The sequence below is a fragment of the Ruegeria sp. YKSF57 genome (genome assembly GCF_059612585.1).
Map to the genome: position 1 here is coordinate 18,969 of NZ_JBXWQW010000031.1, position 14,431 is coordinate 33,399.

The following is a 14,431-nucleotide window of genomic DNA, read 5'->3' on the forward strand; positions in this document are numbered from 1 at the left end:
GGTTCTGGTCGCAATCAGCGGGTTAGACCGCGCATGCCCTGTTCCAACCCGGCCAGCGTCATCGGGACCATGCGGTCATCAAAGATTTCTCGGATCATGCCAATGGAATGGGTATAGTCCCAGTATTTCTCGGGGACTGGATTGATCCACAGGTTCGACGCCCACTGCTCGCGGGCGCGTTGCAACCAGATTTGTCCGGCCTCGGGGTTCCAGTGTTCGTTGGCGCCACCGGGGTAAGCTATTTCATAGGGTGACATTGATGCATCTCCCACGAAGATGCATTTGTAGTCAGGCCCATAAGTGCGCAGAACCTCGTGCGTAGGTGTCTGTGCGTCCCAACGGCGACGATTGTCGCGCCAGACGCCTTCATAAAGGCAGTTGTGGAAATAGTAGTATTCCAGATGCTTGAATTCGGCGCGCGCCGCCGAGAACAGTTCTTCGACGACCTTGATATGCGAGTCCATTGATCCTCCCACATCCAGGAAAAGGATCACCTTGACCGCGTTGTGACGCTCGGGCCGTTCCTTGACGTCGAGATAGCCGTGCTCTGCAGTGGCGCGGATGGTTCCGTCAAGGTCAAGTTCCATCGCGGCGCCCTCTCGAACCCAACGACGCAGACGTTTGAGCGCCACCTTGATGTTGCGGGTGCCCAACTCGACTGTGTCGTCCAGATTACGGAACTCGCGCTTGTCCCAGACCTTGACTGCGCGTTGATGACGGCTTTCCTTTTGGCCGATCCGTACCCCTTCGGGATTGTAACCATAGGCGCCAAAAGGCGAGGTACCGGCAGTGCCGATCCATTTGTTACCACCCTGATGTCGGCCTTGTTGTTCCTTGAGCCGTTCGCGCAGTGTCTCCATCAGCTTTTCAAAGCCGCCAAGAGCGTCGATTTCGGCTTTTTCCTCATCGGTCAGATGTTTCTCGGCCATCTTTTCCAACCAGTCTGCAGGGATGTTGACGGCTTCCAACACCCGTTCGAATCCGATCTCCTCTAACCCCTTGAAGCTCGCGGCAAAGGCGCGGTCGAACTTGTCGATGTTGCGTTCATCCTTCACCATCGAAACACGGGCAAGGTAATAGAATGCCTCGATGTCGTAGGTAGCCAATCCCCGCTTCATTCCTTCGAGAAAGGTCAGATATTCGCGCAGCGATACGGGAACGCTTGCTTTCCTGAGATTTTCGAAGAAAGGCAGGAACATCGCGTCAAACCATGAACCTGTGGGCCAGCAAAGTGGCGACCATTCCCACCAATGCAAACGCAATTGCGTATCCGGCGGCATATTGGGCAATATCCGCCCGGCTACCGTTGCGTCTACGGGCAGTCAGACCACCCACGATTGCCCCCAATGCGGCCAAAGCCAAAACGATCATCTGTTCTTATCCGCCCAATCTTTTGCGAGGGTTCAAGAGTGCGATGTCTTCCATCACCGAGCGAACCTCCCAATCCGAGCCGAACCCGTAGCGCGCCCATCCAATGCTGTCCAGCCTCAGGTTGCGGGCCTGATCCGGTTTGCCGGTCAGATCCAGCGCCTCGGCCTTGAGCATCATCAGAGTGGCCATCATTGCTGCATTCTCGGCGCGGGCGGTCACGTCGATGCTGGGGTTGATCTGGCGCAGGGCCGTGGTGCCATCGCCCTGCGAGATCGCGTATGCCGCAGTCTGGGCCGCGACATAGGCACGGTGCAACTCCGTGTCCGGTGTTTGAGATAGAAAATGTAGTGCAGTACCATAATGAAGCTGCGCTTGCTCGGGGTCATCCAATTGGATCATCCGCCCGATAAGGTAATGCGGGAAGGCGCGGCGCTGATCGTTCCATCCAGATTGCTCGGCGATCACGGCAGCACGATTTGCGGCCCGGCGGCGCTGCGATGGATCGGCGTTTGGTCCCAAAGAAATCTGTACGGCCTCGATCCAACTGCGAGGGGTTTCGAAATATGTTGCGGAACGAACGAAATCGCCGTTCGGATTGAGACGGCTCAGCAGCCCCGGCAGAACCGACGCCACTTGTCCGCGCCCCATGCCACTGCGCAATTCAGGTGAATAGGTCGCGCGCAGAACAAGCATGTCGAACCCGGTCAGAACGGTATGTACATTATCGTCATTAAAGACTGAATCCGGCAATCTATAGAGATCGTTGAGTGGCCCTAATGCCTGCGCCAGTTCTTCGTGCAGGCAGTCTCGGACCTCTTGCGGACTGACGTCATAGGGAATGAAGATGCCCAGCCGCTCCCGTTTTGTCAGGGTTGACCAGTTGGTCTTGGGGCTGCGCCGGTCGCGGCGGTATTCTGCCAGGCTTGAGACATTGGGAACAACGAAACAGGCGGCCTGAGGAAGCGCGCGGTGGATCTGGTCGCGGCTGACCGCTTCGATTGTAATGTTCGCGTTGCTTTCGAATGTGCGGTGAATGTCGATTCTGGCTTCGCTGCGCAACCGTGTCAGCAAACGGTCCAGATCGGCAGTCATGGTCGGAGGCGGCGACCCGGTGACGCGTACCGTGATTGGCGTTTCAAAGCGCGTGAAAACGGGGAGTTCGCGTCCGCTTTCCAACTCGAAATGCAACGAAAGGAAATCTGCCGCAATATTGGCGTTCGACCGCGTTGGTGCTTTCGGGTGCGCGGTCGTAAAGCTTTTCATCGGCGGCAGAACACTGCTAGCTATCTGCGAGCGTGTGGCGGTTTCTTGCGGGGGAAAGGTGCTGCATCCGGCAAGGATCGTAGACAATATCAGGGCGGCGAAACGTATCATTGGCGGTTGTACCGGACGAACGGGGTTAGTTTGCCGACGCGATCATATAACCTGCGTGCAGTTTCGTTGAACTCCTGCGTCAGCCAATAGACCGACGGCGCGCCCTGCCGATCAGCCTCGGCATAGACCGCCTCGATCAGAGCACGACCAACTCCGCGTCCACGAGCTTCGGGGCGGGAATACAGGTCTTGCAGATAACAAGTGTTTTCAATCTTCCAAGCGTGTCGGTGAAACAGGTAATGAGTGAGTCCCACGAGTCGCCCATCAAGCTCGGCCACGAAGCATGAGAAATCCTGAGGATTGTCCCCCAGCAGCCGCGCAAACGTGCTTTCATAGATGTCATCCGTCGCCGAAGTTTCGTAGAACACCAGATAGTCCTGCCACATCTCGGCCCATTCGGAGCGGTCCGTTGGGCGCAATTCCCTGATCAGGAGTTCACTGGTCACGCTCATATCCCCGGTTTTGGCCAGCCTGCACTGGTCTCATCGCATAGCATGGTCGCATCCTGCTCCGGCCAAGGCAAGCGGGCAGGGGTACATATATTGCGAACTCCGTCTAGCGTTGTCTTCTGGCCATAAAGGCCAAGCGCTCGAAAAGATGAACATCTTGTTCATTCTTCAACAGCGCCCCATGCAGTTTCGGCAGAGCATTGGCCCCATCGCGTTTCAGGTCTTCAGCGCTCAGATCCTCGGCCAGAAGCAGTTTTAACCAATCAAGCACTTCTGACGTCGACGGTTTCTTTTTCAAGCCTGACGTTTCCCTGATTTCATAAAATTGGGTTAGCGCTGTTGTGAGCAAGGCTTCCTTAATACCAGGATGATGAACTTCGACAATCCGGCGCATCGTCGGTTCGTCGGGAAACCGGATGTAATGAAAGAAGCAACGCCGCAGAAAGGCGTCCGGCAATTCTTTTTCGTTGTTGGACGTGATGATCACGACGGGCCGATGCTTGGCCCGAACCGTCGCGCCGGTCTCGTAGACGTGGAACTCCATCTTGTCGAGTTCCTGCAACAGATCATTGGGGAACTCGATATCGGCCTTGTCGATTTCGTCGATCAGCAAAACCACCTTCTCGTCGGCATCGAACGCCTGCCACAGCTTGCCGCGTTTGATATAATTGCTGACGTCGTGAACTTTCTCTTCGCCCAGTTGGCTGTCTCTGAGACGACTCACCGCGTCGTACTCGTACAGGCCTTGCTGTGCCCGCGTCGTGGATTTGATATTCCACTCGATCATCTTTAGCCCAAGCGCGCCAGCCACTTGTTTGGCCAATTCGGTTTTGCCGGTTCCAGGTTCACCCTTGACCAACAGGGGGCGTTCCAGTGTTACGGCGGCATTCACGGCGATGTTCAGGTCATCGGTCGCCACATATTCAGCGGTACCTTGAAAACGTGTGGTCATGAATCTCTCGTCAATCGGCTGATCAGAGCAATAGGTGATGCCATCGGGTTACTCGCGGGTGCGGCGATTTACAAGTCCGACGCCGGGTCGCATGGATCGCTCATTGGCCAGTAACCGAAGGGATCTTGATTCGGCGCACAGCGCTTTGCCTTCAGCTATGGTGCCGCAGAAATGCCAGACAAAGATCACAGAAAAACAAGGTTCTTCTGCAAGATGTCTCATAATTAGACAAGTTGATATTCGGGTCGGATTTCGCGGCGTTTGTGTAGTGACATTCCTCGTTCCGTCGGATAAACGCACCGCAGTAGGAGAGAGCCGATTGTCAGGTGAAGCAACAATGACCGACGCGTCCGGCCATGCCGAGGGAGCAGATATGAAACAGGAAGTTTTTCTGCCGGAGGACTATCGTCCGGCCGAAGATGAGCCTTTCATGAATGATCGCCAGCTTGAGTATTTTCGTCGTAAGCTGTTGAATTGGAAAAGTGAACTATTGGCGGGAAGCCGCGACACGATTGAAGGACTTCAGGGAAATACGCGCAATATTCCCGACGTTGCCGACCGCGCCAGCGAGGAGACGGATCGCGCGTTGGAATTACGCACCCGCGACCGCCAGCGAAAACTTGTCGCCAAAATCGAAGCCGCGCTGCGTCGGATCGACGAGGGCGAATATGGCTATTGCGAAGTAACCGGTGACCCGATCTCGCTCAAGCGGTTGGATGCACGCCCGATCGCGACCATGACTTTGGAAGCACAGGAACGGCACGAACGGCGCGAAAAAGTTCACCGCGACGATTGATCGCTGAGTCATCTTTGATGAATTGAACGCCGGGGCCTTTCGCTTCGGCGTTTTTTCGTTATGCCAACGGAATGGATATCACTGGATTAAGAATTTGCGTGGTGGGGGGCGGTATCGGAGGCCTTGCCGCCGCTATCGCGCTGCGAAAACGTGGCGCTTTGGTTCGGATCCTCGAACAGGCGCCGGAGATCGCCGAGGTCGGGGCCGGGCTGCAGATCAGTGCGAACGGCATTGTGGTCCTGCGTGCCCTTGGCATCATAGACGATGCGCCGCGAGCCGGACTGTGCTCCAGCGGTACCGTCGTGCGAGATTATCGAACCGGACGTCGCATCGCCAAATTGCCTGTGCCGCGCATCGGGCCTACCTATTACTTTCATCGCGCCGACCTGATCGGCTTGCTGTACGAAACGGCTATTCGGTACGGGGTCCAGATCAATCTTGGGAAAACGGTCGTGGCGACGCGGCCTGATGGGGACGGCGCAACAATCGAATTGGATGACGGCGAACAACTCGCGACTGATTGCGTCATAGCTGCCGATGGTGGCCGCAGCCGATTACGGGCCGAGTTGAACGAACAGGAAGCGCCGGAATTCACGCATCAGGTTGCCTGGCGCGCGACAATCCCCTGGAGTGAGAAACCCAAGCAGACGAACGCCAGCCTCACAATAGGACCGGGTCGCCACGTCGTTTTGTATCCCTTGCGAAATCATGCATTGATGAACATTGTGGCTGTCGAAGAGCGTTCCGACTGGCGCGAGGAGGGGTGGCGTCGGAAGGGTGACCCGGATGATCTGCGTGCCCGGTTCCATGACTTCGGCGGTGAAGTTGCCGAGATCCTGAGCGAGGTGCAGGATACGTTCCTTTGGGCTCTTTTCCTGCGCCCCGTCGCGTCCCGTTGGCATAACGAATATATGGCTATTTTGGGCGATGCCGCGCATCCAACGCTTCCATTCATGGCGCAAGGCGCGTGTCTGGCCCTGGAAGACGCATGGGTTCTGGCTCGATCGTTCGAAAGCGCAAGCAGTATCCCGCAAGCTCTCGCGACGTACGAGGACGCAAGAGTGAAACGTGCACAAAAAGTGGTCGCGGCGGCGGCAAATAATGCGCGAAATTTCCATCTTCGCGGGCCACTACGTTTGGCTGCGCAATTGGCATTGGCAACAATTGGGCCGAGGCTCAGCCGTCGTTACGAGTGGATCTACGACTATGACGTGACCGCCTGATCGGGTCAGATATCCATTTCCACCCAGACCGGCACGTGATCCGAAGGCTTGTTGTGCCCGCGCACTTCGGCGTCAATGCGACAGTCCAGCATCAGGTCAGCGGCCTGTGGTGTCATCAGTAAATGGTCGATCCGGATGCCATCATTCTTGTTCCAAGCCCCAGCTTGGTAATCCCAGAAAGAGTAGTGACCTGGGCCTTGCGTGCATGCCCGGAACGCGTCGGTAAAGCCGAGATTTAGGACTTTGCGGAACGCTTCACGGCTCTCCAGACGAAACAGAGCATCCTCACGCCAGGCGTCCGGGCGCTTGGCATCCTCGACCTGAGGAATGATGTTGTAGTCACCTGCCATCAGCGCCGGCTCCTCGGACGCCAGCAACGCCTTTGCACGGTCATAAAGGCGCTCCATCCATGCCAGTTTGTATCCATATTTCGGACCCGGGACCGGGTTCCCGTTCGGAAGGTACAAGCCGCAGATACGCAAAGCGGTCCTGCCCACAACTGTCGCCTCGATCCATCGGGCCTGCTCGTCGTGGTCATCGCCGGGTAATCCGCGCGTGACACCCTCCAGCGGCAGCTTTGAAAGGATCGCCACGCCGTTGAAGCTTTTCTGCCCGTGAGTTTCGACGTTGTACCCACGCTCCTCGAACAATTCGCGCGGAAAATTCTCGTCGACAGACTTGATTTCCTGCAGCAGCACCACGTCTGGTTGCGCATCATCCAGCCAACGGGGCAAGGCTTCGGCTCGTGCCTTAATGCCATTGATATTGAATGTGGCGATTTTCATGCGCGATCCTCCGTAATTCTGAGGCAACCTATCGCGTAGAACCGACCCGACGGCAAGGTGCTGAGGTCGTTTGCGCGGCTCTGCCTCGCGCTCCGGGGTGAGCATCAGTTGATTTAGTAACCGGATCCTTAGCCAATTTCTTCGAGACAATTGAGTGGTTCAGGCGGAGATGCCGATGCTCGCTTAATTTTGAGTTCTCTAGCTTTAAATCCGGATATTGAGCCCTGCTTTACATTGCCGGATATATCTTGGGCGTTTGGGGGCAAAGCCCCTACTGACGCTTACATGGAAAATGAGGTGCCACACCCGCAAGACGCGGTAGCATTTGGGTTATCGATCACGAACCTCGCACCGATCAGTTCTTCGCTGAAATCGATCGTTGCATTCTCCAGAAATGGCAGCGAGATTGCATCCACAACGACTTTTTGGCCGTTCCCTTCTAATACCAGATCGTCGTCTTTTGGTGTGTCCAGAGCGATTTCGTATTGAAATCCAGAACATCCGCCGCCTTCGACTGCCACGCGCAAGGCCTGACCCTGCTCTGCCGCGCCGATTTCAGCCAGGCGGTCAAAGGCGCGATCCGTGACTCTGGGGGGCAGGTTCATAACGATCTCCGAAGGTTTTCTTCTCAAGCGACCTACAATATAGAAAGCGCAACAACAGGTCACAAGGACTAGAGCTTTGGATAGAGCGGTTTTTGCCTCGACACCCGAGCGTGCAAGAGGGCGGCGTGTACCCGAAGAGGAAAGCAGTTTCCGGTCGTGCTTTCAACGAGACCGCGACAGGATCATCCATGCCAGCGCCTTTCGACGGCTCAAGCACAAGACGCAGGTATTCGTCGAGCACGAAGGTGATAGCTATCGCACTCGTCTAACCCATTCCATCGAAGTGGCGCAGGTAGCACGGACTATTGCAGGTGCCCTGGGTTTGAACGCCGAGTTGACTGAGGCTGTCGCCTTGGCTCACGATCTGGGCCACACGCCATTCGGACACACGGGCGAGGACGCGCTGCACGCGCTGATGAAGCCATACGGAGGGTTCGACCACAATGCCCAAGCAATCCGGATCGTCACCAAGCTCGAGCGGCATTATGCCGAGTTTGATGGCCTGAACCTGACCTGGGAAACGCTTGAAGCTATTGCCAAACATAACGGTCCGGTTGTTGGCGAGTTGCCCTGGGCCTTGGCGGAATGCAATGCCGCCTTTGACCTGGAACTGCACACCCATGCCAGTGCCGAGGCGCAGGTGGCCGCCTTGTCGGACGATATCGCCTATAATAACCACGACCTGCATGACGGGTTGCGGGCAGGTTTGTTCACCGACGAGGAAATCGCGGCTTTGCCCATTGTGGGCGATTGTTATGCCGAGGTGGATCGGGCCTATCCGAAACTTGACGCCTATCGTCGTCGGCACGAGGCACTGCGGCGCGTTTTTGGCGTCATGGTCTCGGACGTGATCAAAACGTCGCTTGCACTGTTCTTGCAATCGGGCGCCAAATCCGTAGAAGAAATACGCGCCTTGGGTTACCCCGTCATCCGGTTCTCTCCCAAACTCTGGGGGCAGTTGAAAGAAATACGCGCCTTCCTTTTTTCCCGCATGTATCGCGCCCCGTCCGTCATGGAAGTGCGCGCGCAGGTTGCCAGAGTCGTAGACGAGCTGTTTCCGATCTATCTGCACGATCCCAGACAGTTGCCGCGCCATTGGCATACCGACATTGAGACAGCTCAGGATGAGACCGCGCTGGCCCGATTGGTGTCTGACTATATCGCGGGCATGACCGACCGGTTTGCGTTGCAAGACCATGCACGCCTGACCGGGGGCGAACTGAAACGGATCTGAACGCGATGCAGTAAGGCAAAGCGTTCCATTGACCTTGTCGTCTTGCGTGATAAACCGCCGGGCAAGCAAAAGGACATCACGATGAACCTGTTTTCCGACATCCGCGGCCTCGTTCTGGGCGCGCTGGTACAGATGCAATCCGAGGGCGTGCTGCCTGAAGGACTAAGCTTTGACAATGTCGCCGTGGAACCGCCGCGTGATGCGGCACACGGTGATATGGCGACCAACGCGGCGATGGTGCTGGCCAAACCAGCAAAGATGAAACCGCGCGATATCGCCGAAGCTTTGGCTGCAAAACTTGTTTCCGACGTGCGTATCACCGATGCCGAAGTTGCTGGCCCTGGTTTTTTGAACCTGCGCCTTGCGTCATCGGTCTGGCAAGGCGTTTTGTCGGCGATTCTGTCTGAAGGGACTGGTTATGGGCGCTCCGACATGGGGCAAGGCAAAAAAGTTAACGTTGAATATGTCTCGGCGAACCCGACCGGGCCTTTACACGTTGGGCATACACGCGGCGCGGTATTTGGCGACGCGCTGGCTAGCCTGCTTGACTATGCCGGCTATGAGGTGACCCGCGAGTATTATATCAACGACGGTGGTGCTCAGGTCGATGTTCTGGCGCGGTCGGCCTATGAACGTTACCGCGAGGCCAACGGGCTGAGTCCCGAGATTGCCGAAGGTCTTTATCCCGGCGATTACCTGATCCCTATCGGTGAGGCACTCAAAGACAAATATGGCGACAGCCTGATTGATCGTCCGGAATCCGAGTGGCTGGAGGATATCCGAAACTTCGCGACCGATGCGATGATGGATCTGATCCGCGCCGATTTGAAAGAACTCGGCGTCGAGATGGACGTATTCTTCTCGGAGAAATCTCTTTACGGCACCGGTCGGATCGAGGCGGCGTTGGAGTCGCTGGACAGCAAAGGGCTGATCTACGAAGGTGTACTGGAACCGCCAAAGGGAAAAAAACCCGAGGACTGGGAACCACGCGAACAGACTCTGTTCAAATCTACTGAGCATGGCGATGATGTGGACCGCCCTGTCAAGAAATCGGATGGCAGCTGGACATATTTCGCCCCGGACATCGCCTATCACTATGACAAGGTTACGCGCGGCTATGACGCTCTGATCGATGTCTTTGGCGCCGACCACGGAGGTTATGTGAAGCGGATGAAGGCTGCAGTGTCGGCCCTGTCCGATGGCAAGGTGTCGCTTGATATCAAGTTGACCCAACTGGTGAAGCTTTGGAAGAATGGCGAGCCATTCAAAATGTCAAAGCGGGCTGGGAATTTTGTCACGTTGCGCGACGTTGTAGATCAAGTTGGCCCGGATGTGACCCGTTTCGTGATGCTGACACGTAAGAATGATGCTCCCCTGGATTTCGATTTCGACAAGGTGCTGGAACAAAGCCGCGAGAACCCAGTGTTTTATGTTCAGTACGCTCATGCTCGTATCATGAGCGTACTGCGCCGCGCCGAAGAGGCCGGTATCCAGGCTGACATTCCGACACTTGTCGCTGCCGATTTGACCCGGGTCGATCACGAGGCTGAGCTCGCAGTGGCCAGAAAGATGGCCGAATGGCCACGTCTGGTGGAAATTTCCGCGCGAACGAATGAACCGCATCGGATTGCATTCTATCTCTATGAACTCGCAGGAGATTTTCATGCACTCTGGAATCGGGGCAACGAAGAAACTTCGCTGCGTTTCCTTCAGGATGGCGATGTGGCCACAAGCCAGTCGAAAATAGCCTTGGCGCGTGCCGTTGCGGTTGTGATTTCGGCTGGCTTGGGTATTCTTGGGGTCAAGCCGGCGCAGGAGATGCGATAATCAATATCGCCCGAACCGCCGGCCCGAGGAGCAAGGCAAGAAATGACCCGCGCGTCCGAGCCGGATGCATGCGGGCAGTGAGGCGGATATGGCGAGTTACTATCAGTCGGGGCTGTCAGGCCCCGCGAACGAGTATCATACGGATCAGATGCATTCTCCGGGTGATGAGGAATATCTGGATTATCAGGACATTTCCGATTTCTCGGACGCTCTCCCGCCGTCGGGCGGTTTTGGCCGGATGGTCAGTGTTCTTGGTGCCGTTGCCTCGCTGGCGCTGGTCGCAGGTATCGGCATCTGGGGTTACAAACTGGTGATGCGTGATGTCAGCGGCGTTCCGGTCGTGCGTGCGATTGAGGGGCCAATGCGAATCCAGCCCGAAAGTCCGGGCGGCACTCCGGCGGATCATCAGGGATTGGCGGTCAACACAGTTGCGGCGCAGGGATCCGCGGCGCCTCCTGCCGATCGTCTCATCCTGGCGCCAAAACCAGTTTCGCTCGCCGATGAAGACGCGCCGATGGGCTTGCTGAAGCCCACGCCCGCCGTACTGGTGGTCGAAGAAGAAATCTCTGATCAGGAAGCCGCTGACCTGCGGCAGGACACTGTCGATTCTTTGGTTGCAGAGTTGTCGGGCACCAACGAAGACCCGGTGGAAGCACTGGAACAGGACGAGTTGCAACTCGCCGCTCTCGAACTGCCCGATGAGGAACCGGCCATCGATCCTGCCGATCTGATCGCGAGCCAGCCCGACAACGCTCTGCTTAGTGAGCCAGGCGTGCGCAAATCTCTTCGACCGATCCGTCGGCCTGCGCGGGCCACGCCAAGCGGGACCGAGCTGAGCAGCGATACCCAGGCCGCCATCAACGCGGCGGTCAAAGCCGCCGCAGGTCTGGATGTTGATCCCGATACCTTGGCGGTTGGAACACGACTTGCACAGCTTGGCGCTTATGAAAGCGCCGAAGTTGCTCAGGTTGAATGGGACCGGCTTTTTGGTCGTTTCGGCGACTATATGGATGGAAAGCAAAGGGTTATTCAAAAAACCTCGAGCGGCGGGCGGACATTCTATCGTCTTCGCGCAATGGGGTTTGAGGATCTGAGTGATTCACGTCAGTTCTGTGCGGCATTGGTGGCACAGGGGGCTGATTGTATCCCGGTTTCCGTGCGGTGAGATTCGGGGCCACGATTACCGATGCCGAAGGTCTTCGCCTGACGGTTGAGGAAAAAGAGCGGTTTCGCAAACTGAACCCGTTCGGGTTCATTTTGTTTGCCCGCAATATTGATACTGCAGACCAAGTCCGTGCCTTGTGCAGTGATTTCCGCGACGCAGTGGGGCGTGATTGCCCGATCACCATCGATCAGGAAGGTGGTCGGGTGCAGCGATTGCATGCGCCTCTTGCGCGGGAGTGGTTGCCGCCACTGGATCATGCGGATCGGGCAGGAGATAACGCGGAACGCGCGATGTACCTGCGGTACCGTCTGATCGCCCACGAGTTGATGGGCTTGGGTATCGACAGCAACTGCGCGCCAATGGTCGATGTGGCACAGCCTGAAACACACTCTTTTCTGCTCAATCGTTGCTATGGCCGCGATGCCGATACCGTATCGAGATTGGGTCGCGCAGTGGCGCAGGGCCATCTTGATGGTGGCGTGTTGCCTGTGGTCAAACACATCCCTGGACATGGCCGGGCGACCTTGGACAGCCATTTCGACCTACCCCATGTAGGCCGGACATTGGAAGAGCTTGAACAAACCGATTTCGCGTCCTTCCGCGCGCTAAACGATCTACCGATGGGGATGACTGCACATCTGGTCTATGACCGTATCGACAACGAGCCGGCGACCATTTCGCCACGTATGATGGAGGTTATTCGCCAAAAGATCGGTTTCGGTGGGTTGATCATGACCGACGATATCTCGATGAAGGCTCTCAATGGCTCGTTGGGCAATTTGTCCCGGCGTGCGATCCTTGCCGGATGTGATGTGGTTTTGCACTGCAATGGAACCCTCGCGGAACGTACAGCGGTGATGGAAGCCGCCGGAGAGATGACGGAGGCCGCACAAAAACGTGCCGAACAGGCGCTAGCGATGCGCAAGTCACCGCAGGAACTTGACATCGACGCCGCCGAGGCGGAACTATCTCGCCTCATGGGCGGGCAGGTGTATGTCGGATAACCTTTTTACCGAAGATACGATCTCGGTCACGGATCGCCTGGCGGCCGAGGCGTTGATCGTTGATGTCGACGGCTTCGAAGGCCCACTCGACGTGCTGCTGACTTTGTCGCGAACGCAAAAGGTAGATCTGCGCAAGATTTCGGTTCTGGCGTTGGCGCATCAATATCTGGCCTTCGTGGAGCGTGCCCGCGCACTGCGAATTGAATTGGCCGCAGATTATCTCGTGATGGCGGCATGGCTAGCCTTTCTGAAGTCACGGCTACTACTGCCCCCGGATCCTAATGAAGAAGGCCCGTCGGGCGAGGAACTGGCCGCCCATCTCGCGTTCCAGCTTGAACGTTTGCAAGCGATGCGCGATGTGGCTGCGCGGCTGATGGCCCGGGACCAGTTGGGACGAGACTTTTTCAGGCGCGGCCAGGGTGAAGATGTCACACGTATCCGCACGGTCAGTTATTCGGCGACGCTGCTTGATCTGATGCAGGGCTATGCTCGCATTCGCACCCGTGATGAGTTCCGCCCATTTGTCATGGATCGCGACGCGGTGTTCACGATGGAACAAGCGTTGGAGCGTATGCGTCCGCTGATCGGTTTTGCCGGCACATGGACGGACATGGCCAGCTATTTACCAAACGGTTGGAACGCCGACCCGATGCGTCGCCGATCGGCAACGGCGGCAACCTTTGCCGCCTCTCTGGAACTGGTTAAGGAAGGGCATATGGAAATCCGCCAAAGTGATACCTTCGCCCCAATCCAATTGCGCAAGAGGACAGAGCGACGTGACTGACGCGACCCAGAATGACACTTCCGGGAACCTGTTCGATGCCCCTCCTTTGGCTGAACAGGAACGTATGGCCGAAGCGGTGCTTTTTGCCAGCGCCGAACCAGTCAGTATTGCCGATCTCGAAGCCCGGATGCCGCATGGCAGTAATGCCAGCCAGGCCCTGGAGTTACTGAAAAAGCGTTACGAAGGACGGGGTGTACGCGTGGTTCAGGTGGGTGAGGCCTGGGCTATTCGAACTGCCCCCGATCTGGGCTTTCTGATGCAGAAGGAAACGGTTGAGACACGCAAGCTTAGCCGCGCGGCGATCGAGATGCTGGCGATCATCGCCTATCACCAACCCTGTACCCGCGCCGAAATCGAGGAAATTCGCGGTGTCTCTGTCTCGCGCGGAACAATCGACCAGTTGCTGGAAATGGAATGGATCAGGTTGGGCCGGCGGCGTATGACGCCGGGTCGTCCCGTGACATTTGTGGTGACCCCCCAGTTTCTGGACCATTTCGGCCTTGAAAGCGCCCGCGATCTTCCGGGCCTGAAAGAACTGCGCGCCGCTGGATTGTTGGAAAATCGTCCACCACCCGGAGCGATGCCCATAGGCGAAGGGCGGGACGAAGCAGAAGGTGAGGACGGGCAGTCCGAACTCTTCGAAGAGGAATGACATGAACCTGAACAGGTTGATTGACCGGATTGTACGAGAGGCTATACGCCACTTGCTAAAGCGTGGCGTCGACACTGGGGTCGATTTCGCCGCGACCCGCAGATTGGATGACCAAGCCACCTCGGCTGAAAAGACGCAGCCGAGACAAAAGCTCTCGCGAGATCAAAAAAAAAATTTCGACAGGCACAACGCATTTCGCGCCAGATGCGG

At 56.9% G+C, this 14,431-nt stretch carries 15 protein-coding genes; 8 read left to right on the forward strand and 7 right to left on the reverse strand.

The features are described from left to right. Positions 1-14: 14 nt before the first annotated feature. The 5 genes from AC2FLX_RS14160 to AC2FLX_RS14180 all read right to left on the reverse strand — a co-directional run bounded on the left by AC2FLX_RS14160 (position 15) and on the right by AC2FLX_RS14180 (position 4,146). Positions 15-1,199 carry a vWA domain-containing protein gene (locus tag AC2FLX_RS14160; protein WP_480749944.1) on the reverse strand — a complete coding sequence of 395 codons (1,185 nt, stop codon included), beginning with the start codon at positions 1,197-1,199 and terminating at the stop codon, positions 15-17. Positions 1,200-1,203: 4 nt separating this feature from the next. Then, positions 1,204-1,371, reverse strand: a complete 168-nt coding sequence (locus tag AC2FLX_RS14165) for an apolipoprotein acyltransferase (RefSeq protein ID WP_480749945.1) — start codon at positions 1,369-1,371, stop codon at positions 1,204-1,206. A 6-nt stretch (positions 1,372-1,377) separates the two neighbouring features. Further along, positions 1,378-2,745, reverse strand: a complete 1,368-nt coding sequence (locus AC2FLX_RS14170) for a DUF2927 domain-containing protein (RefSeq protein ID WP_496747311.1) — start codon at positions 2,743-2,745, stop codon at positions 1,378-1,380. Next, positions 2,742-3,197, reverse strand: a complete 456-nt coding sequence (locus tag AC2FLX_RS14175) for a GNAT family N-acetyltransferase (RefSeq protein WP_496810572.1) — start codon at positions 3,195-3,197, stop codon at positions 2,742-2,744. Before AC2FLX_RS14175 ends, AC2FLX_RS14170 begins: the two co-directional genes overlap by 4 nt. Positions 3,198-3,300: 103 nt before the next feature. Continuing rightward, positions 3,301-4,146, reverse strand: coding sequence for an AAA family ATPase (locus tag AC2FLX_RS14180; protein WP_480749948.1), 846 nt, complete (start codon positions 4,144-4,146; stop codon positions 3,301-3,303). Positions 4,147-4,519: 373 nt separating this feature from the next. Here AC2FLX_RS14180 and dksA point away from each other — a divergent pair, with 373 nt between their 5' ends. Together dksA and AC2FLX_RS14190 are read left to right on the forward strand one after the other, a co-directional pair. After that, on the forward strand, positions 4,520-4,942 hold the full coding sequence (gene dksA, locus AC2FLX_RS14185) for an RNA polymerase-binding protein DksA (RefSeq protein WP_480750007.1): 423 nt from the start codon (positions 4,520-4,522) through the stop codon (positions 4,940-4,942). A 71-nt stretch (positions 4,943-5,013) separates the two neighbouring features. Next, positions 5,014-6,165: an FAD-dependent monooxygenase gene (locus tag AC2FLX_RS14190; protein ID WP_496807426.1), complete on the forward strand. Its 1,152-nt coding sequence runs from the start codon at positions 5,014-5,016 to the stop codon at positions 6,163-6,165. A gap of 5 nt (positions 6,166-6,170) precedes the next feature. Here the strand turns inward: AC2FLX_RS14190 and xth are convergent, their stop codons facing one another. Together xth and AC2FLX_RS14200 are read right to left on the reverse strand one after the other, a co-directional pair. After that, positions 6,171-6,950: an exodeoxyribonuclease III gene (gene xth / locus AC2FLX_RS14195; RefSeq protein WP_496747315.1), complete on the reverse strand. Its 780-nt coding sequence runs from the start codon at positions 6,948-6,950 to the stop codon at positions 6,171-6,173. A gap of 281 nt (positions 6,951-7,231) precedes the next feature. Next, entirely contained in the window at positions 7,232-7,555 is a 324-nt protein-coding gene (locus tag AC2FLX_RS14200; RefSeq protein ID WP_480749951.1) for a HesB/IscA family protein, read from the reverse strand. A gap of 76 nt (positions 7,556-7,631) precedes the next feature. On the opposite strand from AC2FLX_RS14200, the gene AC2FLX_RS14205 reads away from it, so the two are divergent. From AC2FLX_RS14205 to scpB, 6 genes are all read left to right on the forward strand, one after another. Next, positions 7,632-8,789: a deoxyguanosinetriphosphate triphosphohydrolase gene (locus tag AC2FLX_RS14205; RefSeq protein WP_496810573.1), complete on the forward strand. Its 1,158-nt coding sequence runs from the start codon at positions 7,632-7,634 to the stop codon at positions 8,787-8,789. Positions 8,790-8,870: 81 nt separating this feature from the next. Further along, positions 8,871-10,616: an arginine--tRNA ligase gene (gene argS / locus AC2FLX_RS14210; RefSeq protein WP_496810574.1), complete on the forward strand. Its 1,746-nt coding sequence runs from the start codon at positions 8,871-8,873 to the stop codon at positions 10,614-10,616. 88 nt (positions 10,617-10,704) lie between these two features. Then, positions 10,705-11,781 (forward strand): SPOR domain-containing protein, encoded by a 1,077-nt coding sequence (locus AC2FLX_RS14215; protein WP_496810575.1) that lies wholly within the window; start codon positions 10,705-10,707, stop codon positions 11,779-11,781. After that, on the forward strand, positions 11,778-12,785 hold the full coding sequence (gene nagZ, locus AC2FLX_RS14220; protein WP_496747329.1) for a beta-N-acetylhexosaminidase: 1,008 nt from the start codon (positions 11,778-11,780) through the stop codon (positions 12,783-12,785). Before AC2FLX_RS14215 ends, nagZ begins: the two co-directional genes overlap by 4 nt. Next, on the forward strand, positions 12,775-13,569 hold the full coding sequence (locus AC2FLX_RS14225; RefSeq protein ID WP_496810576.1) for a segregation and condensation protein A: 795 nt from the start codon (positions 12,775-12,777) through the stop codon (positions 13,567-13,569). Before nagZ ends, AC2FLX_RS14225 begins: the two co-directional genes overlap by 11 nt. After that, the gene (gene scpB / locus AC2FLX_RS14230; protein ID WP_496810577.1) at positions 13,562-14,221 is read left to right on the forward strand and encodes an SMC-Scp complex subunit ScpB; all 660 of its coding nucleotides are present in this window, start codon (positions 13,562-13,564) and stop codon (positions 14,219-14,221) included. The genes AC2FLX_RS14225 and scpB overlap by 8 nt, the downstream gene beginning before the upstream one ends. Positions 14,222-14,431 lie beyond the last annotated feature (210 nt).

What these genes read in the sequence shown, in the direction of transcription:
- AC2FLX_RS14190 (WP_496807426.1), top strand. Translation starts at nt 5,014, where the DNA reads ATGGATATCACTGGATTAAGAATTTGCGTGGTGGGGGGCGGTATCGGA.
- AC2FLX_RS14180 (WP_480749948.1), bottom strand. Translation starts at nt 4,146, where the DNA reads ATGACCACACGTTTTCAAGGTACCGCTGAATATGTGGCGACCGATGAC.
- argS (WP_496810574.1), top strand. Translation starts at nt 8,871, where the DNA reads ATGAACCTGTTTTCCGACATCCGCGGCCTCGTTCTGGGCGCGCTGGTA.
- AC2FLX_RS14160 (WP_480749944.1), bottom strand. Translation starts at nt 1,199, where the DNA reads ATGTTCCTGCCTTTCTTCGAAAATCTCAGGAAAGCAAGCGTTCCCGTA.
- AC2FLX_RS14175 (WP_496810572.1), bottom strand. Translation starts at nt 3,197, where the DNA reads ATGAGCGTGACCAGTGAACTCCTGATCAGGGAATTGCGCCCAACGGAC.
- AC2FLX_RS14215 (WP_496810575.1), top strand. Translation starts at nt 10,705, where the DNA reads ATGGCGAGTTACTATCAGTCGGGGCTGTCAGGCCCCGCGAACGAGTAT.
- AC2FLX_RS14225 (WP_496810576.1), top strand. Translation starts at nt 12,775, where the DNA reads ATGTCGGATAACCTTTTTACCGAAGATACGATCTCGGTCACGGATCGC.
- AC2FLX_RS14165 (WP_480749945.1), bottom strand. Translation starts at nt 1,371, where the DNA reads ATGATCGTTTTGGCTTTGGCCGCATTGGGGGCAATCGTGGGTGGTCTG.
- dksA (WP_480750007.1), top strand. Translation starts at nt 4,520, where the DNA reads ATGAAACAGGAAGTTTTTCTGCCGGAGGACTATCGTCCGGCCGAAGAT.
- AC2FLX_RS14200 (WP_480749951.1), bottom strand. Translation starts at nt 7,555, where the DNA reads ATGAACCTGCCCCCCAGAGTCACGGATCGCGCCTTTGACCGCCTGGCT.
- xth (WP_496747315.1), bottom strand. Translation starts at nt 6,950, where the DNA reads ATGAAAATCGCCACATTCAATATCAATGGCATTAAGGCACGAGCCGAA.
- AC2FLX_RS14170 (WP_496747311.1), bottom strand. Translation starts at nt 2,745, where the DNA reads ATGATACGTTTCGCCGCCCTGATATTGTCTACGATCCTTGCCGGATGC.